The organism is Pseudomonas putida, assembly GCF_002025705.1.
Classification (GTDB): domain Bacteria; phylum Pseudomonadota; class Gammaproteobacteria; order Pseudomonadales; family Pseudomonadaceae; genus Aquipseudomonas; species Aquipseudomonas putida_J.
This window is the reverse complement of the sequence record NZ_CP018846.1, coordinates 4,782,634-4,806,466: the sequence shown is the minus strand read 5'-3', so window position 1 is coordinate 4,806,466 and position 23,833 is coordinate 4,782,634. Positions and strand designations below refer to the sequence as shown.

The following is a 23,833-nucleotide window of genomic DNA, read 5'->3' as shown; positions in this document are numbered from 1 at the left end:
TTTCGTTAGAAGTGGACGCTGGTGGTCAGCAATGCCGTCCGCCCGGCCGCCTGGTTGGCGAAGTGGGTGGAGAAGGCCTTGTCGTAATACACCTCGTTGGTCAGGTTCTGCACGTTCAGCTGCAGGTCGACGTTCTTGGTCAGCTTGTAGGCGGCCATGGCGTCGTAGCGTACGTAGCTGTCGACCATGGTGGTGTTGGCCACGCTGCCGTACACGTCATCCACATAGAAGGCGCCGCCACCGACGGTCAGCTTCGGCGTGATCGAGTAGGTTGTCCACAGGCTGGCGCTGTTGTTCGGCGTATTCGGCAGCTGGTTGCCATCGTTGGCCTTGCCCAGCGGGCCGCCGTCGATCTGGCGCGCTTCCATGTAGGTGTAGCCGGCGAATACCTGCCACTTGTCGGTGATCTTGCCGCTGGCCGACAGCTCGATGCCCTGCACGCGGGTTTCGCCGACGTTTTCGTAGGTGGTGGTGTTCACCTGGACGCGGGCATTTTCCTTCTCGGTGCGGAACAGCGCAGCGGCCAGGGACAGGCGCTCGTTGAGCAGGTCCCACTTGGTGCCGATTTCGTAGTTGGTGGTTTCTTCCGGCTCCATGTCGCTGCTCAGCAGGTTGCCGCTGCGATCGGTGGTGTTACCCAGGGGGTTGCCTTCCATGCCTTCACCGAGCATCGCACCGGGTGGGGTGGCGGAGGTGGCGTAGGAAACGTAGATGCTGCCGTTGTCGGCCGGCTTCCATACCAGGCCCAGCTGGCCGGTGACGAACTCGCTGGTGTCCTTGCCTTTGGAGGCGATGCCCTTGCTGTTCACCGCAGTGCTGCCGTTGGCGTTGTAGCCACGGTACTGAGTGTCGAAGTGGTCGTAGCGCAGGCCCATGTTCAGCAGCCACTGTGGCGACAGTTCGAGGGTATCGAACACGTAGATGGCCCGGGTGTTGCTCTTGGTGTTGGTGCCAGCGTAGTTGCGCGAGATGGCACCGTTCCACGGATCATCCGGGTTCGGGTTGCCCAGCGAAGTGCAGTTGTAGCCGCTGTTGGCACCGATCAAGCCAGGGTTGCAGGTGGTTGCAGTCGAACCTTTGGTGTTGGTGTCGACGTCGTAGGTTTCACGGTCGCTTTCTTCACGGCTCAGCTCGATACCGGTGGAGAAGCTGTTCTTCATGCCGCCCAGGTAGAAATCACCATACAGGTCGGTCTGGTTGGTGGTGGTGGCGGTGTTGCCAACGCGGGTGTTGGCGCGGCGCCAGACGCTGCCATTGTTGACGTTACCCTTGCTGTCGTCGGGCTGGGTCAGGATGTAGTCCTGCATGCTGTTGCCGTGACGGAAGGTGTTCTTGATGGTCAGCGAGTCGGTCAGGTCGTGCTCGATGGCGAACGTGGCGATATCGACGCGGCTCTTGCGGAAGTCGCGGTCGGTCAGGCCGTAGAAGTTGTCGCTGTCGCCACCGTCGTTTGGCTTGCTCGGGTGAGCAGAGGTACGCGCGGCGCTGCCAGCAGTCGGGATGCTGTACGGAATGCCCGAGTCTGGCAGGTCGTCACTTTCCAGGTGGTAGTAGTCGAGGTTGACGCGGGTCGCGGTGCCCAGGCCGAAGGCCAGCGATGGGGCAATACCCCAGCGGTCGTAGTTGACCTTGTCGCGGCCGGCGACGTTGCTTTCGTGGGTCATCAGGTTCAGGCGGCCGGCAACGGTGTCGCTGAACTGGTAGTTGCCATCGAAGGTGTAGCGCTGGGTCTGGTCGCTGCCCCAGGTCCAGGCGCCGTCGAGCGAGTTGCCCAGGTGTGCGCGCTTGCTCACCAGGTTGATGGTGCCGCCGGCGGCGCCACGGCCGCCGATGGCCGAGTTCGGGCCCTTGGCCACTTCAACGGATTCGATGGCGAAAATTTCGCGGGTCTGGGCGCCGGTGTCGCGCACGCCGTCCAGGTAGGTGTCGCCCTGGGCGTCGAAGCCGCGGATGAACGGGCGGTCGCCTTGCGGGTTACCGCCTTCACCGGCACCGAAGGTGATGCCAGGTACGGTGCGCAGGGCGTCCTGCAGGGTCAGGGCATTGGTGTCCTTGATCACTTGCTGCGGGATTACGGTGACCGAACGCGGGGTGTCCACCAACGGTGCGGTGTACTTCTGCGAGGAGGCCTTTTCGACCTTGTAATCGGTGCTGGCCTGCTCTGCCTTGCCATTGACGCTGGTAGCGTCGAGGGTGACGGCATTGCTGGTGGCCGGGTCGGCGGCGTAGGCGCCGGAAGCGCTCAGGGCGACCCCGATGGCCGAGACGATCAGGCGTGGTGAGCTCACTGCAGATGGTACGTGACGCATTGTTGTAGGCCTTCCCCAAGGGTGTTAAGGCCGCGGATGTTAATGTAAGGATTTGTAAGGCACAATTGAGACTCGTTACCATTCGCTAAGAATTTACAATCTTTACAAATTCTCTTTACGTTTTACTGACGCTGAATCGTCTAAGGCACAAGCAGGGCTTGTGTAGCGTAAAAGGGAATCAATATCATTGACGCCTTTACAGATCTTAACGGTGCCGCCGCCATGCTGCTTCATATTCCAGGGTTGTTCGACACCGATGAACTGGCCCGTATCCGCGAGGCGCTGGAGCAGACCGACTGGGCCGACGGCAAGGTCACTGCCGGTTACCAGTCGGCGAAGGCCAAGCACAACCTGCAGTTGCCGGAAGGGCACCCGCTGGCCAAGGAAATTGGCAGCGCGTTGATCGACCGCTTGTGGCAAACCCCGCGGTTCATGTCGGCGGCTTTGCCGCACAAGGTGTTCCCGCCTCTGATCAACTGCTACCGCGAGGGCGGCAATTTCGGTTTCCACATCGACAATGCCCTGCGCCAGCCCAAGGGCAGTGCGGAGCGAGTGCGCACCGACCTGTCTTCGACGCTGTTCCTCAGCGACCCGGACAGCTACGATGGCGGCGAGCTGGTGATCCAGGACACCTATGGTGTGCAACAGGTCAAGCTGGCAGCCGGTGATCTGGTGCTTTACCCCGGCACCAGCCTGCACAAGGTCAACCCGGTGACCCGTGGCGTGCGTTACGCAGCGTTCTTCTGGACCCAGAGCCTGGTGCGCGAGGACAGCCAGCGGGCACTGCTGTTCGAGATGGACAATGCCATCCAGCAACTCACTGCCGACGTGCCGGACCATCCGTCGTTGCTGCAACTGACCGGTACCTACCATAACCTGCTGCGCCGCTGGGCCGAGGTCTGAGCCATGTCTTATCAACTGCGTCGTGAAGAAGTGGTGGATGCTGCCGGCCTGCAGGCCATGCTGGAACACAGCCCCGGCAAGGCGGCCCAGGCGATTCTGGCGGCGGCGGGGGAGGGCATGGTCGAGGCGCAGTTGCTGCTCGGGCAGATTTTGCTCGATGGCCGTGGCATCGAGCAGGATGCCGATGTTGCCCGGCGCTGGTTCGGTATTGCCGCACAGGGCGGCAGTGCCATGGCGCACAACATGCTCGGTCGTTGCCTGGAACATGGTTGGGGTGGCGAGGTGAACCTGGCGCAGTCGGCCATTCACTATGCTCTGGCGGCTGACGCCGGGCTGGATTGGGGGATGTACAACCTGGGCAACCTGCTGGCCACCGGGCGCGGGCTGCCGGCCAATCAGGCCCAGGCGCTGACCTGTTACGAGAAGGCCGCGCAAATGGGCCATGCCAAGTCGATGAACCTGTATGGGCGCTACCTGGAGCATGGCATCGCCACCGCGCCGAGCCCGGTGCGGGCGGTACGTTGGTATAGGCGTTCGGCCGAGGCGGGGGATTTTCGCGGGATGTTCAGCCTGGCGATGGTGCTGGTTGAGCGTGGGCAACTGGCCGAGGCTGGGCAGTGGCTAGAGCAGGCGAGAGTAGAGGGGAACATGAACTTCCTGCGCGCTGCGTTGGTTACCTTGCAGGGCGCGGGGCCGGTGTTGATGGCCTTCGTGGCGCGGTATGCCGAAGAGATCGAAAGGCGCGAAGACCGCTCCATTCTGACCGGTTGACACCGTCAGGCGTAGGAGCGGCCTTGTGTCGCGAATGGGCTGCGAAGCAGCACCGGCAATTTGTGACTTTAAGCTGAGATCCTGGGGCTGCTTCGCAGCCCTTTCGCGACACAAGGCCGCTCCTACAGGGGGTACAGAGGCTTTAAGCAGAGCACAAACGAAAACGGGGCCTTTCGGCCCCGTTTCGCGTTACAGGTAGTAAGCCTTCAGCGGCGGGAAGCCGTTGAATTCCACAGCGCTGTAGCTGGTGGTGTAGGCGCCTGTCGACAGCCAGTACAGGCGGTCACCGATGGCCAGGTTCAGCGGCAGGCCGTACTTGTAGTTCTCGTACATGATGTCGGCGCTGTCACAGGTCGGGCCGGCGATGACCACTTCTTCGGCTTCGCCTTTTTTCTCGGTCCAGATCGGGAACTTGATGGCTTCGTCCATGGTTTCGATCAGGCCGGAGAACTTGCCCACGTCGGTGTAGATCCAGCGCTCGACAGCGGTGCGCGACTTGCGCGCGACCAGCACCACTTCACTGACCAGGATACCGGCGTTGGCGATCAGCGAACGGCCTGGTTCGAGGATGATTTCCGGCAGGTCGTCACCGAAGTCTTCCTTGAGGAAGCGGATGATCTCTTCGGCGTAGGTCTCGAGGCTGTTGGTACGGGTGATGTAGTTGGCCGGGAAGCCGCCACCCATGTTGATCAGCTTCAGCTCGATGCCGTCTTCTTCTTTCAGGCGCTCGAAGATCACCTTGACCTTGGCGATGGCCGCGTCCCATACGCTGATGTCGCGCTGCTGGGAGCCAACGTGGAAGGAGATGCCGTATGGCACCAGGCCCAGGTCACGGGCAAGGATCAGCAGGTCCATGGCCATGTCGGTCTGGCAGCCGAACTTGCGCGACAGAGGCCAGTCGGCAGTGGTCGAGCCTTCGGTGAGGATACGCACGTACACCTTCGAGCCCGGCGCGGCCTTGGCGATGTTGCGCAGGTCGGCTTCCGAGTCGGTGGCGTACAGGCGCACGCCCTTCTCGTAGAAGTAGCGGATGTCCTTGGACTTCTTGATGGTGTTGCCGTAGCTGATGCGGTCGGCGCTGACACCACGACCCAGGACCTTGTCCAGTTCGTAGATCGAGGCGATGTCGAAGCTCGAACCTTTCTCTTTGAGCAGGTCGATGATCTCGACGGCCGGGTTGGCCTTGACCGCGTAGTACACCTTGGCGAACTCGAAACCGGCGCGCAGGTCGTCATAGGCCTGGCTGATCATCTGGGTGTCGATAAGTACGAACGGGGTTTCCTGCTTGTCGGCGAACGCCTTCATTTTCTGGAAGGTGTCACGCGCGAAATAGTCTTCGACCTGGATCGACATGCTCAGGGACTCCATGGGCAAACTGAAAGATTAAGTGGCTGCAAACTGAACGTCCTCCGTATCCCCACTTTGGTTCGCCTACTCAGTACTTGAGCCGGATGGATCGTTTCCAGCATGGACGTTCGGCGCGCACTTTAGGGCGTGAAGAATGCAGAATCAACAGGCAATCCGGGTGCGATCGTCGTGGATCGGCACCCTACCCGTTGAATAACCGACTCACATGACCGCCTGATGTTCCCCACAGTGTTTCAAGCGTAAAAAATTGTGGAATGGAGCGTGTTGGCCCCTTCGCGGGTAAACCCGCTCCCACAGGGTTTTTACATTTTCTGTGGGAGCGGGTTTACCCGCAAAGGGGCTAGAGGTGTTCATATTTATGGCCACATTTCCTGGTACTCGCGTACATGAAATCAGTCATAAATTTTTTGTTACCGACTGGCGGATTTGCTGGTTTTGATGAGAAACATTACTATTCGCACCCTCATCCGCCTCCCTGACGACCCCGAACGTGTCCGGACACAAAGGCTTCCTCGACCACTACCATGAGCTGATCGGCACCTGGACGCGCAAGCTGCGCAGTCGTCAGCAGGCCGAGGACCTCACCCACGATGCCTTTGTAAGGGTGCTGGAAAACCCGCGCGAGCAGGTCGAGCAGCCACGTGCCTACCTTCACCAGACCGCCCGCAACATCGCCGTGGACGGTTTCCGCCGTGAGGACCGGCGGCAGGCGCTGGCGCTGGAAGCCTTCGACGAAGGCGTGGCCGCCAGCGACGATCCGGAAGCCTACGTACACGCCCTGGAACTGGCCGACAGCGTCGAGCGGGCGCTGGCCGAGTTGCCGCTGAACTGCCGCCGGGTGTTCATCTGGCAGAAGCTCGAAGGGCTGAGCCAGGCCGAGATCGCCGAGCGCATGGGTTTGACCAAGAACATGGTCGAAAAGTATATGATTCGCACGCTCCGGCATCTGCGTGAGCACCTGGATGTGTCGGCATGATGAGTCAGGAGACCTTTCCCATGAAACAGCACGGTTCCGAGACCGTCCGTGAGCAGGCGGCCGCATGGTTCGTCCGCATGCAGGACGCGCCGCGCGATGCCGCGCTGCAAAAGCAGCTACGTGCGTGGCTTGCCGCCCACCCCAGCCATCGTGCCGAGTACGATGCCTTGGCCGCGGTGTGGAGCGCGGCAGAGTTGATCCCGCGCCAGCGCCTCGAAGCGCTGTGCGAGCCGGACCCGGTGCGCCAGTTGCCGCGGCGGCGCCTGTTGCGCCAGGCGCTGGCGGCTTGTGTGGCGCTGGTGGCGCTGGGGCTGGGCTGGACGGGCTGGCACTACCAGCAACTCAATCACCAGGGCAGCCTGCAGACTGCCCTCGGCGAGCGTCGCCAGGTCGAGCTGCCAGATGGCTCGCACCTTGAGCTCAACGGCGCCACCCAGCTGCAAGTCGATTTCAGCCCAGGCCGCCGACACATTCAGTTGAACGCAGGTGAGGCGATGTTCATCGTCGCCCACGACAGCAGCCGCCCGTTCGTGGTCCAGACCGCCCAAGGCAACGTGACCGTGACCGGCACCCGCTTCGATGTGCGCCTGGACCCGGCCGCTACCCGGGTGGCGGTCGAGCAGGGCTCGGTGCGTGTTCAGGGCAGCGATACTTCGTTGGCACAGCTGGGCGCAGGCCAGGGCTCTTACATTGATGCGCACGGCCAGGTTGCCGCGCCTTATGCGGTCAACGCCGCCACACTGACTGCCTGGCGCCAGGGCAAGCTGGTGTTCGACAACGCCAGCCTTGCCGAAGTGGTGGCCGAAGTGTCGCGCTACCGTGCTCAGCCACTGCGCGTGGCACCTGGCAAGGTTGCCCAGATGCGCCTGTCCAGCACCTTCAGCATCGACGACACAGACGCTCTGCTGCGCGCCTTGCCGAGCATCCTGCCAGTGGCGATCAAGGCCCACGAAGACGGCTCCCGCGAAATAATCGCGAAATAGATTCAGGTTTTTTTCCGCTCGTTCGTCTTCCCCGCCAGCTGCAACTGCCAAGCATTTCGATTTGCATGCAGTTGGCGTTTATTCCTTCTTCAGGATGTTTCGACGACGTGAACAACAACAAACCTTTTCCACGCCTGAGCGCACTGGCGCTGGCCCTGGCGGTCAGCACCGCAGCCGTCAACGCCCAGGCCGAGCAGGCCGGCAGTGCGATCCAGATCCAGGCCCAACCATTGGCCTCGGCGCTGAGCCAACTTGGCCAGCAGACCAATCTGCAACTGTTCTTCAGCCCTGAACTGGTAGCCGGCAAGCAGGCCCCGGCAGTGTCCGGCAACCTGGCGCCCGAGCAAGCCCTGCAGCAATTGCTGCAGGGCAGCGGGCTGACCTATGAGAAGTCCGAAGACACGGTAGTGGTGAAGCCGGCCCAGCCGGCCGGCACGCTCACCACCGGCAGCCTGGAGCTGGCGCCCACCGACGTGAAGGTGGTCGGTGACTGGCTTGGCGATGCCGACCAGGCCGTGGTGCAGAACCACCCGGGCGCGCGCACCGTGGTGCGCCGCGAGGCGATGGTGGAGAAGGGTGCGATGAACGTGCGCGACGTGCTGCGCGGTATCCCTGGCGTACAGGTGCAGGACAGCAACGGTACCGGTGGCAGTGACCTGTCGCTGAACGTTGGCGTGCGTGGCCTGACCTCGCGCCTGTCGCCGCGCTCGACCGTGCTGATCGATGGCATTCCTGCGGCTTTTGCGCCGTATGGCCAGCCGCAGCTGTCGATGGCACCGATCTCCTCGGGTAACCTCGACAGCATTGATGTGGTGCGCGGTGCAGGCTCGGTGCGCTATGGCCCGCAGAACGTCGGCGGGGTGATCAACTTCGTCACCCGCGCGATTCCCGAAAAGGCTTCGGCTGAACTGTCCACCACGCTGGAAACTTCCCAGCACGGCGGCTGGAAACACACCGAGTCTGCCTTCGTCGGCGGTACTGCCGACAACGGCATGGGCGTGGCCTTGCTGTACACCGGCGTGAACGGCAATGGCTATCGCGAAAGCAACAATGGCAACGACATCGACGACGTCATCCTCAAGACTCACTGGGCGCCGACCGACGTTGATGAGTTCTGGCTCAACTTTCACTACTACGATGGCCGTGCCGACATGCCCGGCGGCCTGACCCAGGCCCAGTACGACAGCAACCCGTACCAGTCGCTGCGCGACTACGACTACTTCGCCGGCCGGCGCAAGGACGTGTCGTTCAAGTGGCAGCGCCAGCTCGACGATGCCACCCAGTTCGAAGTGCTGACCTATTACACCGACAGCTTCCGTGGCAGCGCCATCGCCGCGCGTGACATGAAGACCCTGTCGTCTTACCCGCGCAACTACCATACCTTCGCCATCGAGCCACGGGTGTCGCGGATCTTCTTCGCCGGCCCCACCACCCAGGAAGTCAGCGTCGGTTATCGCTACCTGAAAGAAGCCATGCGCGAGCAGTCGACCCGTCTGGCGCTGATCGACAACGTACCGACGCCCACGCCGACTTCCGATGGCCACGTGTTCCAAGACCGTAGCGGCGGCACCGAAGCCAGCGCCTACTACATCGACGACAAGATCGATGTCGGCAACTGGACCATCACCCCGGGCATCCGCTTCGAGCACATCAATACCGACTGGCGCGACCGCCCGGTGCTCGGCACCAATGGCAAGCCGGTACCGGAAAAGAACCGCAGCATCACCAGCAACGAGCCGCTGCCGGCGCTGAGCGTGATGTACCACATCTCCGATGCCTGGAAGGTGTTCGCCAACTACGAGACCTCGTTCGGCAGCCTGCAGTACTTCCAGCTGGGCCAGGGCGGCACCGGCAACAGCACGGCCAATGGCCTGGAGCCGGAGAAGGCCAAGACCTACGAGCTTGGTACGCGCTATGACAACGGCGGTTTCGCCGGTGAGCTGACAGCGTTCTACATCGACTTCGATGACGAGTTGCAGTACATCAGCAACGATGTGGGCTGGACCAACCTCGGTGCGACCAAGCACCAAGGTATCGAGGCCTCCGTGCGTTACGACCTGGCCGGGCTGGACCCGCGCCTGGAAGGGCTGTCGGTGAGCGGTGGCTACACCTATACCCGCGCGACGTATGAAGGGGATATCCCGGGCTTCAAGGGCCGTGACCTGCCGTTCTATTCGAGGCAGGTGGCCACTGCCGGGGTGCGTTATGCGATCAATCGCTGGACCTGGAATCTGGATGCCTATGCCCAGTCCAAGCAGCGTGCGCCAGGGACCGGGATCAATGCCGATGGCAGTTTCAATGGCGATTACATTACCGAGCCGAGTGCTGATGGGCAGTATGGCGACATTCCGGGCTACGTGACCTGGCATGCCCGTGGTGGGTATGAGTTTGGAGCGGACATGTCCAACCTGAAGCTGGCGGCGGGGGTGAAGAACCTGTTCGACAAGCAGTATTTCACCCGCTCCAGCGACAACAATGCCGGCATCTATGTGGGTGAGCCGCGGACCTTCTATGTACAGGCCAGCGTAGGGTTCTGACTGGAGATTGTTGGGGCCGCTTTGCGGCCCTTTCGCGACACAAGGCCGCTCCTACAGGGGATCGCGTTTCCCTGTAGGAGCGGCCTTGTGTCGCGAAAGGGGCGCAAAGCGCCCCCAGCAATCAAGAAGCCACCGCCTCGGCCGGCGAAACAATGCTGGACTTGGCCCCGCGCGAACGCCCCGAGCTCAGGTAAGCCGCAATCGACTCCTGAGTGACCTCGCCCAGGAACACCTGCTCGGCATCCAGCACCGGCAACCACGCCCGGTTGAACTCGTACATCCGCGACAGCAGGATGCGCAGATGCTCATCATGCGACGCCGTGGCATTGAACGGCCGCAGGAAGTCGCCGCAGGTGCCTTGCTGGCGGTGCATGTCGCGCCGGCGCACATAGCCCAGCGCCTTGTTCTGCCCGTCGGTCACCACCACGTAACGGCGGTCGTGCTCATCGAGCAGCTCCAGCGCATCGCTCACCGGCGTCTCGGGGCTCACCGACGGCGCGTTGTCCGCCGCATCCTCGGCGCGCACCAGCAGCAGGCGTTTCAGCGTACTGTCCTGGCCGACGAAGTTGCTCACGAAGTCATCCACCGGGTGCGCCAGCAAGGTATCCGGGTGGTCCAGCTGCAGCAACTTGCCAGCGCGGAAGATGGCGATCTTGTCGCCCAGCTTGATCGCCTCGTCGATGTCGTGGCTGACCATGATCACGGTCTTGTTCAGCGCCCGCTGCATCTCGAAGAACTCGTTCTGGATCATTTCGCGGTTGATCGGGTCGACCGCGCCGAACGGCTCGTCCATCAGCAGCACCGGTGCTTCCGCCGCCAGCGCGCGGATCACCCCGATGCGTTGCTGCTGGCCACCGGACAGCTCGCGCGGGTAGCGCTGCAGGTACTGCTTGGGCTCGAGCTTGATCATGTGCATCAGCTCACGGGCGCGCTCGTGGCACTTCTGCTTGTCCCAGCCGAGCAGGCGCGGGACCACGGTGATGTTCTCCTCGATGGTCATGTTGGGGAACAGGCCGATCTGCTGGATCACGTAGCCGATGTGCCGGCGCAGGGTCACTTCGTCCAGCGCGCTGGTGTCCTCGCCATTGATGAACACCTGGCCGGAGGTGGGCGTGATCAGGCGGTTGATCATCTTCAGCGTGGTGCTCTTGCCACAGCCCGATGGGCCGAGGAACACGCAGATTTCACCTTCGTTGACGGTGAGGCTTACCGAGTCGACGGCTTTGACGTCCTTGCCGTTGACGTTGAAGGTTTTGCTGAGGTTCTTCAATTCGATCATGAGCGCAGTCCTTCTGGAGTCAGGGCACGTTGCAGGGTTTGCAGGAGCAGGTCGGCGATGATCGCCAGCAGGCTGACCAGTACGGCGCCGACCAGCAGCATCGACATGTCGCTGCGGCTGATGGAGGTGAGGATGAGCACGCCCAGGCCGCCAGCGCCGATGGTGGCGGCAATGGTCATGACGCCGATGTTCATCACCACGGCGGTACGCACGCCGGCGAGGATCACCGGCACCGCGATGGGCAGCTCGACCATGCGCAGGCGCTGGCCGAAGGTCATGCCGATACCGCGCGCCGCTTCACGGATGCCGGGCTCGACGTTGGTCAGGGCCAGGTAGGTGTTGCGCAGGATCGGCAGCAGTGAATAAAGGAACACCGCAGTGATCGCCGGCAGCGGGCCGAGGCCCTGGCCGAACTTGGAGTAGAACGGTAGCAGCAGGCCGAACAGGGCGATGGAAGGGATGGTCAGCAACACCGTGGCGCTGGCCTGCAGTGGGCCTGCGACGGCCGGGAAGCGGGTCATCAGGATGCCCAGTGGCACGCCGACGATGATCGCCAGGCTCACCGCCACGCCAACCAGCATGATGTGCTGCCAGGTCAGCTGCAGCACCTGGGCCCAGTCGAGGTGGGCGAATGTGTCGAGCAGGCTCATGGCTGTACCTCGCTAGGCATAGGGTGCTCACGCAGGAAGGTGGCGGCCACCGTGGTCGGGTTCTGGTGTTCGACGTCGACCTTGGCATTGAGCTGGCGCATGGTTTCGTCATCGAGCTGCTCGGCCAGTGGCTTGAGCAGGCCGACCAGTTTCGGGTGGGCGTCGAGCACCTGCTTGCGCACCACCGGGGCAGCGGTGTAGTCGGGGAAGTAGTGCTTGTCGTCTTCCAGCAGCTTGAGGTTGAACGCGCTCAGGCGGCCGTCGGTGGTATACACAAGGCCTGCGAACACCTGGTTGTTGTGCATGGCGGTGTAGACCAGGCCGGCATCCATCTGGCGGATGTTGGCGCGGCCCACTTGCAGGTCGTACATCTGCTTCAGGCCGATCAGGCCATCCGGGCGGTTGGCGAACTCGGTGTCCAGAGCCACCAGGTGGTTGCGCTGGTTTTCGTCACGCAGCACCTGGTTGAGGTCGCTGATCGTATTGATCTGTGGATAAGCTTCGGCGACCTGCTTGGGCAGGCCAAGCGCGTAGGTGTTGCTGAATTTCGACGGGGTGAGCCAGATCAGGTCCTTCTTCGCGTCCAGCTCCTTGACCTTGGCGTAGGTGGCTTCGGCACTGGGCATACGCTCGTCGATATGGTTGTACGACACCAGCGACACGCCGGTGTACTCCCACATCAGGTCGAGCTGCCCGGTTTCCTGGGCCTGGCGCGCGATGCTGCTGCCAAGGCCGCTGGTGACGCGCACGTCGAAGCCATTGGCACGCAGGTATTGCGCGGTGATTTCGGCGAGCACGGTCTGTTCGGTGAACACCCGCGCGCCGATGCGGATCAGCGGTTTTTCCGCTGCCTGGGCAAATCCTGCGAACAGCAGGGCCGCGCCCAGCAGCAAGGCGATTCTCTTGTTCATACGTTCCCTCTCGTTATCCAGCCAGGCCACGTTCCAGCCAGCGCTTGCTGGAGAAACTCACCGCCGCGTCGAGTACCAGCGCCAGCAGGGCGGTGCAGGCGGCGCCGAGCAGCAGCTGTGGCTGGTTGTTCAGGGCGATGCCGGGGAAGATCAGGCTGCCCAGGCTGTTGGCGCCGATCAGGAAGGCCAGCGGTGCGGTGCCGACGTTCAGCGCAAGGGCCACACGCACACCGCCGACGATGATCGGCACGGCGTTGGGCAACTCCACCTGCCAGAGTTGCTGGCGCGGGGTCATGCCGATGCCGGTGGCGGCTTCCTTGAGCGAGGCGGGGACGTTTTTCAGGCCCTCGTAGGTGTTGCGCACGATGGGCAGGAGGGAGGCGAGGAACAGCGCGAAGATCGCAGGCCCGGCGCCGATGCCCAGGATACTCAGGGCGATGGCCAGAACGGCCAGGGGGGGAATGGTGTTGCCAACGTTGAAGAACTGCATGAAGCGCTCGGCTTTGTCGACCCGGTGCGGTCGACTCAAGGCTATGCCGGCGGGGATGCCCACGGCCAGCGCCGCCGCCATCGAAGCCAGCACCAGGACCAGGTGCGCTTGCAGGTAGAACCCAAGATCGTCGCGATAACGCGCGATCGTGTCGATGCCGATCCAGTGGATCAGCAGGGCCAGGATGACGAGCACGGTGGCGCATCCCAACAGCCCTTTTCCGTAGCGTGTAGCCACAGGCGGACTCCTTGTGTTGTCGGCGAGCACACTTCTTGGTAGCCGGCCAATCCTGGCGGCGGGTGGTGTGTTCGCGAGTAGCAGCGTGAGGCAGCTGAAGGCTGCGTTCAGGCCATGAGCCGAACCCCGTCGGGCCCGAAAATGCTGATGAAACCAGTCCCCAACCGAAGCGGGTTGCAGGGGAGTGGACGTCTCCGTGGGCGTAAAGGTTCCCATCTGAGGCGGCATTTGGCCAGCGTTAATCACTGGCTGTTAATGATATTGGCAAGAAAAAACAGTGGTTTAATACGCTGCAGGCGTTGAAGTAACTACCCTGTGGCCATTTGTCGAGATAAAGCGATTACCTGCGAAATTTGTTTTGCCTGCGCCGGCCTCTTCGCGGGCAAGCCCGCTCCCACAGGTGCTGCACAGGTTTCAATGCGGTGCGATCCCTGCGGGCGCGGCCTTGCTAGTGAAGAGGCCAGGCCTGCAACCACTCATTGCAGCAGATTTTGGTCCAGGCCCAACTTCAGGTATGATATCGCCCCTTTTTGAATCCCCCAGTCAGGCGATTTCCCATGACCAACCAGGCCGCCGAAGTCGCGAAGCGCCGCACTTTCGCAATCATTTCCCACCCCGACGCCGGTAAGACCACCATCACCGAGAAGCTCCTGCTGATGGGCAAGGCCATTGCCGTCGCCGGTACCGTGAAGTCGCGCAAGTCCGACCGCCACGCCACCTCCGACTGGATGGAAATGGAGAAGCAGCGCGGCATCTCCATCACCACCTCGGTGATGCAGTTCCCGTACCGCGAGCACATGATCAACCTGCTCGACACCCCCGGCCACGAAGACTTCTCGGAAGACACCTACCGCACCCTGACCGCAGTGGACTCGGCGCTGATGGTGCTCGACGGCGGTAAAGGTGTAGAGCCACGGACCATCGCCCTGATGGACGTGTGCCGCCTGCGCGACACGCCGATCGTCAGCTTCATCAACAAACTCGACCGTGACATCCGCGACCCGATCGAACTGCTCGACGAGATCGAAGCGGTGCTGAAGATCAAGGCCGCGCCAATCACCTGGCCGATCGGTTGCTACCGCGACTTCAAGGGCGTGTATCACCTGACCGGCGACTACATCATCGTCTACACCCCGGGCCACGGCCACGAGCGCACCGAAGCCAAGATCATCCAGAAGCTGGACTCCGACGAGGCCCGCGCGCACCTGGGTGACCAGTACGACTCGTTCGTCGAGCAGCTGGAGCTGGTGCAGGGCGCCTGCCACGAGTTCGACCAGGACGAGTTCATCAACGGCCAGCTCACCCCGGTGTTCTTCGGTACCGCGCTGGGCAACTTTGGTGTCGACCACGTGCTCGATGCCGTCGTCGACTGGGCACCGCGCCCGCTGAGCCGCGCGGCCCACGAGCGGACCGTCGAGCCTGTGGAAGAGAAGTTCAGCGGTTTCGTGTTCAAGATCCAGGCGAACATGGACCCGAAACACCGCGACCGTATCGCCTTCATGCGTATCTGCTCGGGCAAGTACGAGAAGGGCATGAAGATGCGCCACGTACGCCTGAACAAGGACCTGCGCATCGGCGATGCGCTGACCTTCTTCTCTTCCGAGCGTGAGCAACTGGAAGAGGCCTATGCCGGCGACATCATCGGCCTGCACAACCACGGCACCATCCAGATCGGCGACACCTTCACCGAAGGCGAAGCGCTGGGCTTCACCGGTATCCCGCACTTCGCCCCGGAGCTGTTCCGCCGCGTGCGCCTGAAGGACCCGCTGAAATCCAAGCAGCTGCGTCAGGGCCTGCAGCAGCTGGCCGAAGAAGGCGCGACCCAGGTGTTCTTCCCGGAGCGCAGCAACGACATCATCCTCGGTGCGGTCGGTGTGCTGCAGTTCGACGTGGTCGCCAGCCGCCTGAAGGAAGAGTACAAGGTGGAGTGCGCCTACGAGCCGATCACCGTGTGGTCGGCCCGCTGGATCGCTTGCGACGACAAGAAGAAGCTTGAGGAATTCCAGAACAAGGCCATGGAAAACCTGGCCATCGACGGTGGCGGTCACCTGACCTACCTGGCGCCGACCCGGGTCAACCTGGCGCTGATGGAAGAGCGCTGGCCAGACATCAAGTTCCGCGCTACCCGCGAACACCACTGATTGCGGAGTTGGGGCTGCTTTGCAGCCCTTCGCGGGCAAGTCGGATCGCCGCACCGCCGCTCCCACAAGTATTTCACAACCTTCAGGTGCAGTGATTTCCTGTGGGAGCGGCGGTGCGGCGATCCGACTTGCCCGCGAAGGGCCGCAAAGCGGCCCCCTTTCAGTTGCCTGCCTTGATACTGGTCCAGATCCGCGTACGAATGCGGTCGATCTTGGCCGGCATCGCCTCCAGCGCATACAGCTTGCCCATCACCTCGTCACTGGGGTAGATCATCGTATTGCCCTTCATCGCTGGGTCCACCAGTGCGTCAGCCTTGAGGTTGCCGTTGGCGTACTGCACATGGTTGCTGATGTTGGCCATCACCTCCGGCTGCAACAGGTAGTTCATATAGGCATACCCGGCCTTTTCATCCGGCGCATCGGCTGGCATGGCTACCATGTCGAACCACATTGGCGCGCCTTCCTTGGGGATCGAATACCCCACCTTCACCCCGTTCTTCGCTTCATCTGCACGGTTCTTCGCCTGCAAGACGTCACCCGAGAAGCCGACCACCACGCAGATATCGCCATTGGCCAGGTCACCTGTGTACTTGGACGAATGGAAGTAGCTGATATATGGCCGCACCTTCATCAACAAGTCCTTGGCCTTCTCGTAGTCCTTCGGGTCCTGGCTGTGGTGCGGCAGGCCCAGGTAGTGCAGGGCAATCGGCAGCAGTTCGGGGCCGTTGTCCAGCACCGCCACGCCGCAGCTCTTGAGCTTGCTCATGTACTCGGGCTTGAAGATCAGGTCCCAGGAGTCCACCGGCGCATTGTCGCCGAGCACCGCCTTGACCTTGTCGATGTTGTAGCCGATGCCAGTGCTGCCCCACAGGTACGGGAATCCGTACTGGTTGCCCGGGTCGTTGACCTCCAGCGCTTTCATCAGTACCGGGTTGAGGTTGTGCCAGTTGGGTAGCTGTGACTTGTCCAGCGGCTTCAGGGCTTTGCCCTGGATCTGCCGGGCCATGAAGTGGTTGGACGGGAACACCACGTCGTAGCCGGAGTTGCCGGTCATCAACTTGCCGTCGAGGGTCTCGTTGCTGTCGTACACGTCATAGGTCGGCACGATGCCGCTGGCCTGCTGGAAGTTCTTCAGCGTGTCGGGCGCGACGTAGCTGGACCAGTTGTAGATCTTCACCGTTTCGGCGGCGCTGGCCACACTGGCGGCCAGCATCAGGGGAGCGAGAAGGAGCGTGCGCATGTCGGGTTTACCTTGCTTTGTCTGTTGTTATCGAAGGCAGGCGATCAGCGGATCAGAAGATCAGAACGTAGGTCTTGCGCACGGTCTCCTGGATGTCCCAGGTGCCGGTGCTGTTGGCCGGTAGCATCAGTGCGTCTCCGGCTTCTATGACCAGGGTCTCGCCACCGTCGGGGGTGAAGGTGCAGCGGCCCTTGATGAAATGGCAGAACTCCTGTTGCACGATCTGCCGCCGCCAGCGCCCGGGGGTGCACTCCCAGATGCCGGTTTCGACGCCATCGCTGCGCTCCACGCAGGTGACCGAAGTGACTGCCACGGGTTCGCCAATTGGCACCGCGACCGGGTTGCAGCTGTCGAGCACGGCGGTGCCTGTGTGTTTGAACTGGGTGATGCTCATGACCGGTGGATCCTGTGTCGGTAAAAGGGAAGTCAGTGCATGAAGCCTTCCATGAAGTCCGCAAGTGAGCTGGCCAGGCGCCGCCTCCAAGGCGCGCTGGCGGGGTTGGCGAGGGTCCGGTCCTCGTGGACGAAGCTCTGGATGATCGCGTTGTAGCCGAGCCAGCGGCACGGCTCGGGCGGCCAACTGGCCAGGCTCGAAACCGGGCGGTTGTCGAGTACCCAAGGTTGCGCGGTCAGTTCGTTGTGCTGGTTGAGGATCAGTGCTGCAAGGGTCCGGCCACCGAGGTTGGTCGCGCCAACGCCTTCGCCGCCATAGCCGCCGGCCAGGGCGATGCCGCGCTGCCGGTCGCACAGCATGTGCGGGCGGAAGCGCCGCGCCATACCCAGGTTGCCGCCCCAGGAGTGCGTGATGCGCACGTGCTTGAGCTGCGGGAACAGTTCGCTGAACAGGTAGCGACGCAGCTCGATTTCGTGTTCGTCGAGGTTGAAGTTTTCGCGCAGGCGCCCGCCGAAGCGGTAGCCACCCCGGGCGCCGAACACCAGGCGGTTGTCGGCGGTGCGCTGGCCGTAGGTGACCTGGCGGCTGCTTTCGCTGAAGGCCTGGCCCTGGGCGAGGCCGATCTGCTCCCAGGTGGATTCGGGTAATGGCTCGGTAGCCACCAGCAGGCTCTGCACCGGCAGCTGGTGCTTGCCCAGCGGCGGCAGGCTGGCGGCGTACCCTTCAACAGCAGGTACCGTCCACTGGCAGCGGATGCGCGCCAAGGGCGAACGGACTTCACCGGGTTGCCAGTCGATGGCCGGGGTGTTCTCGTAGATCGTCACCCCCAGCGCTTCCACCGCCCGGGCCAGGCCGCGAGCCAGCTTGGCCGGGTGGATGGTCGCGGTGTGCGGGCTGTAGATGGCGCCGTAGGCATTGCTGACCCGCAGTTGCGCGTCCAGCTGTTCAGGGCGCAGCCAGCGGTAGTCGTCTTCGGTCATGCCCTGGCGGTACAGGTCATCGAGGTAGGCACGCAGGCTGCGTTCCTGCTCCGGGTATCGTGCGGCGCAATACAGCACGCCGCCTTTGCGGTAGTCGCAGTCGATACCTTCGCTTTGCAGCACGCTGTGCACTTCATCGGGGATGCCGTGCAGCAGGTCGATGCTGGCGCGGCGCTGCTGCGGTGACAAGGTGGCGAGCAGGCGGTCTTCGCCGAGCAGGTTGCCCATCAGCCAGCCGCCATTGCGCCCCGAGGCGCCGAAACCGGCGATGTTGGCCTCGATCACCGCGATGTTCAGGTGCGGCGCCTGGCGCTTGAGGTAGTAGGCGGTCCACAGGCCGGTGTAGCCGGCGCCGATGATGCACACATCGACTTCGAGGTCCTGGCGCAAGGCCGGGCGCGCGCACAGCGGCTCGTCGAGCTGGTCCATCCAAAGGCTGAGCGTGCGCAGGGGTTGCATCGGGTTTTGCTCCACATCCGTCAAGGTCTGTGGGCGATGCTAGTGGTGTCGGCCAGTGCCTGTCTTACGTGCGTGCACGCAGGGAAATTTGCTTCAGATAGGCCTTGGGGGTGAGGCCGGTGTGCTCGCGGAAGCACTTGTAGAACGCCGAGAGCGAGTTGAAACCGGCGCTGAACGCCAGATCGTCGATCGGCGCCTCGACGCTGTCGTCGTCGAGGCTGGCCATCAGGTGCTGCAGGCGCGCCTGGTTGACGTAGCGATAGAAGCTTTGCCCAAGCACCTGGTTGAGCAGGTAGGAGATCTGGTTGCGGCTGTAGCCGCTGGCGTCGGCCACCTGCTGCAGGTCCAGCTCCGGGTCGAGGTAGGGGCGTTGGCGCTGGAAGTAGTGTTCCAGGTCCTGGGCCATGGTCGACAGCTGCCTTGGCGACAGGCCCAGGCGGCTAGTGGCCGGGCGTGGGCCGCTGCTGGCCAGGCCGTTGCCGTGCTGGCGCACCAGAGTGGCGTATTCGTTGACCCGCCAGATCAGGCCGTCCTTGACGGTGATCGCTTCGCTGGACTGGAACGCCACCAGGCCGTCGCCACCTTGCACCGTGACCTGGTACTGGATGAAGGCAGTGCAACCGTCGACGCGGATGCGGTCGCTATGGACGATGTCTTCGCCGGCTTCATGGGGCAGGCAGGCGCGCACGTAATCGCGCAACTCGAGGTAGCCGAGCACGCGGTTCTGGAAGAAGTCGTGATACTGGATGTCGGGGTGGTAGAGCGCGATCACGCCGTCGAGGTCGCGGTGCTTCCAGCACAGGTGGTAGCGCAGCACGGTGTCGGCGGTGAGCGGGGTCTGCTCGGGGCCGTCAGGAAGGGTGATGGCGGTCATGGGCCTGATAGTGCATTGCAGAACACCCAGGCGCAAGGGTGCGGATCCTGCATATTGCACGGTTCGGGCAAGCGGCTTGAGTGGTAAGCCGTTGATTCATATGAATGTAATTTTTTGATACGACTGGCATGGGGACTGCACTTCTCTTGTTACAACCGAACAAGGAGAAAGGCCATGCGCTCGATACTGCTGTGGATGATTGGGGTACCGATTCCTGTGATCATCCTGATCTGGTTCTTTATGCATTGAGAACCTGGGGCCGCTGTGCGGCCCTTTCGCGACGCAAGGCCGCTCCTACAGATAATCGCGGTCTCCTGTAGGAGCGGCCTTGTGTCGCGAAAGGGCTGCGAAGCAGCCCCGGCAATCTAAAGCCTAAAGAAACTGCTCGGCATAGTGGCAAGCCACCTGCCGAGTACTCACCTGCCGCAGCGCCGGCACTTCCTTGGCACAGCGCTCGGTCGCATACGGGCAGCGCTTGTGGAACGCGCAGCCATCGGGTGGGTTCAGCGGGTTGGGCAGCTCCCCGGCAATGCGGATCTTCGGCTTCAGCGGGTCTGGGTGAATCGCCGGTGTCGCCGACAGCAGCGCCTGGGTGTACGGGTGCAACGGCTTCTCGTAGATATCCTCCTTGGGCCCCATTTCCGCCGGCCGCCCCAGGTACATCACCAGCACCTGATCGGCCACATGCCGCACCACCGCCAGGTTGTGCGAGATGAATACGTAGGCGGTGTTGAACTCTTTCTGCAAGTCCATGAACAGGTTCAGCACCTGGGCCTGGATCGACACGTCCAGCGCCGAAGTCGGCTCATCCGCCACCAGTACCTTCGGTTGCAGCATCATCGCCCGAGCCAGGGCAATCCGCTGGCGCTGACCGCCAGAGAACATGTGCGGGTAGCGCTGGTAATGCTCGGGGCGCAAGCCGACCTGCTCCATCATCTTCTGCACTTTCTCGCGCCGTTCGGCCTTGCTCAGCGAGGTGTTGATCAGCAGTGGTTCGGCCAGCTGATCACCAATCTTCTGCCGTGGGTTCAGCGAGGCGTAGGGGCTCTGGAACACCATCTGTACATCGCGACGCAGTTGCTTGCGCTCGGACTTGCTGGCGCCCTTCACCTCGGTGCCATCGATCTGCAGCGAGCCGGAGGAGGGTTCTTCGATCAGCGTCAGGGCGCGGGCCAGGGTCGACTTGCCACAGCCGGACTCACCGACCACCGCCAGGGTCTTGCCAGCCTCCAGCTCGAACGACACGCCATTGAGCGCGCGCACCAGGGCGTGGCCCTTGAACAGCCCGCGGGAGACTTCGTAATGCCGGGTCAGCTCCCGGGCAGTGAGAACGACGGCCATCACGCCACCTCCTGGTTCAGCGGATAGAAGCAACGCACCAGGCTGTGTGCCTGCGGGTCGAGGGGCGGGCGCTGGTGCCGGCAGTTGTCCTGCACGTATGGGCAGCGCGGCGACAGCAGGCAGCCGTCGGGGCGGTCGTAGCGGCCGGGGACGATACCGGGCAGGGTAGCCAGGCGTTCGGCACCGATGCTGTGCTCGGGGATCGCCGCCAGCAGCGCCTCGCTGTAAGGGTGCGCCGGCACGTCGAACAGCTCCGGTACCTGGCCGACTTCCACGGCCTGGCCGGCATACATCACGCACACGCGCCTGGCGGTTTCGGCGACCACGGCCAGGTCATGGGTGATCAGGATGAGCGCCATGTTGCGCTCCTTCTGCAGGTTGACCAGCAGCTCCATGATCTGCGCCTGGATGGTCACGTCCAGGGCGGTGGTCGGTTCGTCGGCGATCAGCAGCTTGGGTTCGCCAGCGATGGCCATGGCGATCGCCACGCGCTGGCTCATGCCGCCGGACAGCTGGTGCGGGTAGGCGTCCAGGCGGCTTTCCGCAGCCGGGATTTCGACTTTTTTCAGCAGCTCCAGGGCACGCTGGCGTGCGGCCTTGCCCTTCAGGCCCAGATGCTGGCGCAGCACTTCCTCGATCTGGTAGCCCACGGTGTAGCTGGGGTTGAGCGCGGTCATCGGGTCCTGGAAGACCATGGCGATGTCCTTGCCCACCACCTTGCGCCGTTGGCGGCCGCTGAGCTTGAGCATGTCGGTGCCGTCGAAGGTGAGCGAGTCGGCGGTGATGCGCCCGGGGGCGTCGATCAGGCCCATCAGGGCCATCATGGTGACGGATTTGCCCGAACCGGATTCGCCCACGATGGCCAGGATCTCGCCGGCATCTACCGCCAGGTCCAGGCCGTCGACCACGGGGACTGCGTTGGCGTCGCCGAAGCGCACGTTCAGGTTGTTGATCTGCAACAGTGACATGGCGTTCTCCTCAGGCGGCGTTCTTGAGTTTCGGGTCCAGCGCATCGCGCAGGCCGTCGCCCATCAGGTTGATTGCCAGCACACTGAGCAGAATGGTCAGGCCGGGCAGGCTCACCACCCACCAGGCGCGCTCGATGTAGTCACGGGCCGAGGCCAGCATGGTGCCCCACTCGGGGGTTGGTGGTTGCACGCCAAGGCCGAGAAAGCCCAGGGCGGCGGCGTCGAGAATCGCCGAGGAGAAGCTCAAGGTTGCCTGCACGATCAGCGGCGCCATGCAGTTGGGCAGCACGGTGACGAACATCAGCCGTGGCAGCCCGGCACCGGCCAGGCGTGCGGCGGTGACGTAGTCGCGGTTCAGCTCGCCCATCACCGCGGCGCGGGTCAGGCGCACGTAGGACGGCAAGGAGACGATGGCGATGGCGATCACGGTGTTGATCAGGCCAGGGCCGAGAATGGCGACGATGGCCACGGCCAGCAGCAGTGACGGCAGGGCCAGCATCACGTCCATCAGGCGCATGATCGAGGGGCCGAGCAGTTGTGGGAAGAAGCCGGCCAGCAGGCCCAGCAGGACCCCCGGGATCAGCGACATCACCACCGACGACAGGCCGATCAGCAGCGACAACCGCGCGCCCTGGATCAAGCGCGACAGCAGGTCGCGGCCGAGCTCGTCGGTGCCGAGAATGAACTGCCAGTTGCCACCTTCGAGCCACACCGGCGGGGTCAGCAGAAAGTCGCGGTATTGCTCGCTCGGGTCATGCGGGGCGACCCAGGGCGCGAACAACGCGCAGAACACCACCAGGCACATGAAGGCCAGGCCCATTACCGCGCCCTTGTTGCGCGAGAAGGCGTGCCAGAATTCTTTGTACGGTGACGGGTAGAGCAGGCTCTGGTCCACCGGGTTGGCCGGTGCGACGGATTTCGGAATCGGGCTAGTCATGGCGAAGGCCTCAGCGCTGATGACGGATGCGTGGGTTGGCCAGGCCGTAGAGGATATCCACGACGAAGTTGACCAGGATCACCAGGCAGGCGATCAACAGGATGCCGTTCTGGACCACGGGGTAGTCACGGGCGCCGATGGCTTCGATCAGCCATTTGCCGATGCCCGGCCAGGAGAAGATGGTTTCGGTCAGCACGGCGCCGGCCAGCAGTGTGCCGACCTGCAGGCCGAACACCGTCAGCACCGGGATCAGCGCGTTGCGCAGGCCATGCACGAATACCACGCGGGCCGGCGACAAGCCCTTGGCGCGGGCGGTACGGATGTAGTCCTCGCGCAGCACTTCGAGCATCGACGAACGGGTCATGCGGGCGATCACCGCCAGCGGGATGGTGCCGAGCACGATGGCCGGCAGGATCAGGTGCATCACCGCGTCCTTGAACGCGCCTTCCTCGTCGCTGAGCAGGGTGTCGATGAGCATGAAACCGGTTTTCGGCTCGATGTCATACAGCAGGTCGATGCGGCCGGACACTGGGGTCCAGCCCAGGCTGACCGAGAAGAACATGATCAGGATCAGGCCCCACCAGAAGATCGGCATGGAGTAGCCGGCCAGGGATATGCCCATCACCCCGTGGTCGAACAGCGAACCGCGCTTGAGCGCGGCGATCACCCCGGCCAGCAGGCCGACGACGCCAGCGAACAGCAAGGCGGCGAGGGCCAGCTCCAGGGTGGCGGGGAACAGGGTGAGGAACTCGGTCCACACGCTCTCGCGGGTGCGCAGCGATTCACCGAGGTCACCGTGGGCCAGCTTGCCGACGTAGTCCAGGTACTGGACTGGCAGTGGCTTGTTCAGGCCCAGGCGCTCCATGGCCTGGGCGTGCATTTCGGGGTCGACCCTGCGCTCGCCCATCATCACTTCCACCGGGTCGCCGGGGATCAGGCGTATGAGCGCGAAGGTCAGCAAGGTGATACCGAAGAAGGTCGGTATCAGCAGGCCCAGGCGCCGGGCAATAAAACTCAACATTGTCGGGGTTACCTCATCAGCCGGTCAGGGCAGTGCCGCCGGTGCCCGTGTGGGGTCCCGGCGA

At 63.1% G+C, this 23,833-nt stretch carries 20 protein-coding genes; 6 read left to right on the top strand and 14 right to left on the bottom strand.

Annotation, left to right across the window (positions count from 1 at the left end; genetic code table 11):
• Positions 1-5: 5 nt before the first annotated feature.
• Positions 6-2,309, bottom strand: coding sequence for a TonB-dependent receptor (locus BUQ73_RS21825; protein WP_079229643.1), 2,304 nt, complete (start codon positions 2,307-2,309; stop codon positions 6-8).
• 222 nt (positions 2,310-2,531) lie between these two features.
• Between BUQ73_RS21825 and BUQ73_RS21820 the strand changes: the two genes are divergently transcribed.
• Complete coding sequence (locus tag BUQ73_RS21820; RefSeq protein ID WP_079229642.1) at positions 2,532-3,212, top strand: Fe2+-dependent dioxygenase; 681 nt, start codon at positions 2,532-2,534, stop codon at positions 3,210-3,212.
• Between the two features lie 3 nt (positions 3,213-3,215).
• A complete protein-coding gene (locus tag BUQ73_RS21815; protein WP_079229641.1) occupies positions 3,216-3,983 on the top strand; it encodes a tetratricopeptide repeat protein in 768 nt (255 codons plus the stop codon).
• Positions 3,984-4,172: 189 nt separating this feature from the next.
• On the opposite strand, the gene BUQ73_RS21810 is transcribed toward BUQ73_RS21815, so the two are convergent.
• Positions 4,173-5,336 carry a type III PLP-dependent enzyme gene (locus tag BUQ73_RS21810; protein ID WP_025337787.1) on the bottom strand — a complete coding sequence of 388 codons (1,164 nt, stop codon included), beginning with the start codon at positions 5,334-5,336 and terminating at the stop codon, positions 4,173-4,175.
• A gap of 505 nt (positions 5,337-5,841) precedes the next feature.
• On the opposite strand from BUQ73_RS21810, the gene BUQ73_RS21805 reads away from it, so the two are divergent.
• The 3 genes from BUQ73_RS21805 (at position 5,842) to BUQ73_RS21795 (ending at position 9,847) form a co-directional block, all read left to right on the top strand.
• The gene (locus BUQ73_RS21805) at positions 5,842-6,327 is read left to right on the top strand and encodes a sigma-70 family RNA polymerase sigma factor (RefSeq protein ID WP_079229640.1); all 486 of its coding nucleotides are present in this window, start codon (positions 5,842-5,844) and stop codon (positions 6,325-6,327) included.
• 20 nt (positions 6,328-6,347) lie between these two features.
• Positions 6,348-7,310 carry a FecR family protein gene (locus BUQ73_RS21800; RefSeq protein WP_079229639.1) on the top strand — a complete coding sequence of 321 codons (963 nt, stop codon included), beginning with the start codon at positions 6,348-6,350 and terminating at the stop codon, positions 7,308-7,310.
• Between the two features lie 107 nt (positions 7,311-7,417).
• The gene (locus tag BUQ73_RS21795; protein WP_079229638.1) at positions 7,418-9,847 is read left to right on the top strand and encodes a TonB-dependent siderophore receptor; all 2,430 of its coding nucleotides are present in this window, start codon (positions 7,418-7,420) and stop codon (positions 9,845-9,847) included.
• 121 nt (positions 9,848-9,968) lie between these two features.
• On the opposite strand, the gene BUQ73_RS21790 is transcribed toward BUQ73_RS21795, so the two are convergent.
• From BUQ73_RS21790 to BUQ73_RS21775, 4 genes are read right to left on the bottom strand one after another with little or no spacing between them, the layout of a single operon-like run.
• Entirely contained in the window at positions 9,969-11,126 is a 1,158-nt protein-coding gene (locus BUQ73_RS21790) for a betaine/proline/choline family ABC transporter ATP-binding protein (protein WP_079229637.1), read from the bottom strand.
• Positions 11,123-11,776 carry an ABC transporter permease gene (locus BUQ73_RS21785; protein WP_027920258.1) on the bottom strand — a complete coding sequence of 218 codons (654 nt, stop codon included), beginning with the start codon at positions 11,774-11,776 and terminating at the stop codon, positions 11,123-11,125. The genes BUQ73_RS21790 and BUQ73_RS21785 overlap by 4 nt, the downstream gene beginning before the upstream one ends.
• Entirely contained in the window at positions 11,773-12,687 is a 915-nt protein-coding gene (locus BUQ73_RS21780) for a glycine betaine ABC transporter substrate-binding protein (protein WP_079229636.1), read from the bottom strand. Before BUQ73_RS21780 ends, BUQ73_RS21785 begins: the two co-directional genes overlap by 4 nt.
• Before the next feature lie 13 nt (positions 12,688-12,700).
• Entirely contained in the window at positions 12,701-13,414 is a 714-nt protein-coding gene (locus BUQ73_RS21775) for an ABC transporter permease (protein WP_060485333.1), read from the bottom strand.
• A 557-nt stretch (positions 13,415-13,971) separates the two neighbouring features.
• Here BUQ73_RS21775 and BUQ73_RS21770 point away from each other — a divergent pair.
• On the top strand, positions 13,972-15,555 hold the full coding sequence (locus BUQ73_RS21770) for a peptide chain release factor 3 (protein WP_079229635.1): 1,584 nt from the start codon (positions 13,972-13,974) through the stop codon (positions 15,553-15,555).
• A 160-nt stretch (positions 15,556-15,715) separates the two neighbouring features.
• Here the strand turns inward: BUQ73_RS21770 and BUQ73_RS21765 are convergent, their stop codons facing one another.
• The 8 genes from BUQ73_RS21765 to BUQ73_RS21730 form a co-directional block, all read right to left on the bottom strand.
• Positions 15,716-16,795, bottom strand: coding sequence for a polyamine ABC transporter substrate-binding protein (locus tag BUQ73_RS21765; RefSeq protein WP_079229634.1), 1,080 nt, complete (start codon positions 16,793-16,795; stop codon positions 15,716-15,718).
• A 52-nt stretch (positions 16,796-16,847) separates the two neighbouring features.
• Complete coding sequence (locus BUQ73_RS21760; RefSeq protein WP_079229633.1) at positions 16,848-17,189, bottom strand: cupin domain-containing protein; 342 nt, start codon at positions 17,187-17,189, stop codon at positions 16,848-16,850.
• A 32-nt stretch (positions 17,190-17,221) separates the two neighbouring features.
• The gene (locus BUQ73_RS21755) at positions 17,222-18,628 is read right to left on the bottom strand and encodes an NAD(P)/FAD-dependent oxidoreductase (RefSeq protein WP_079229632.1); all 1,407 of its coding nucleotides are present in this window, start codon (positions 18,626-18,628) and stop codon (positions 17,222-17,224) included.
• 64 nt (positions 18,629-18,692) lie between these two features.
• A complete protein-coding gene (locus BUQ73_RS21750) occupies positions 18,693-19,502 on the bottom strand; it encodes an AraC family transcriptional regulator (RefSeq protein ID WP_079229631.1) in 810 nt (269 codons plus the stop codon).
• 372 nt (positions 19,503-19,874) lie between these two features.
• On the bottom strand, positions 19,875-20,843 hold the full coding sequence (locus tag BUQ73_RS21745) for a peptide ABC transporter ATP-binding protein (RefSeq protein ID WP_027920250.1): 969 nt from the start codon (positions 20,841-20,843) through the stop codon (positions 19,875-19,877).
• Positions 20,843-21,811 carry an ABC transporter ATP-binding protein gene (locus BUQ73_RS21740; RefSeq protein ID WP_079229630.1) on the bottom strand — a complete coding sequence of 323 codons (969 nt, stop codon included), beginning with the start codon at positions 21,809-21,811 and terminating at the stop codon, positions 20,843-20,845. The genes BUQ73_RS21745 and BUQ73_RS21740 overlap by 1 nt, the downstream gene beginning before the upstream one ends.
• A gap of 10 nt (positions 21,812-21,821) precedes the next feature.
• Positions 21,822-22,748, bottom strand: coding sequence for an ABC transporter permease subunit (locus tag BUQ73_RS21735; protein WP_079229629.1), 927 nt, complete (start codon positions 22,746-22,748; stop codon positions 21,822-21,824).
• Positions 22,749-22,758: 10 nt separating this feature from the next.
• Positions 22,759-23,769: an ABC transporter permease subunit gene (locus BUQ73_RS21730; RefSeq protein ID WP_027920247.1), complete on the bottom strand. Its 1,011-nt coding sequence runs from the start codon at positions 23,767-23,769 to the stop codon at positions 22,759-22,761.
• Positions 23,770-23,833 lie beyond the last annotated feature (64 nt).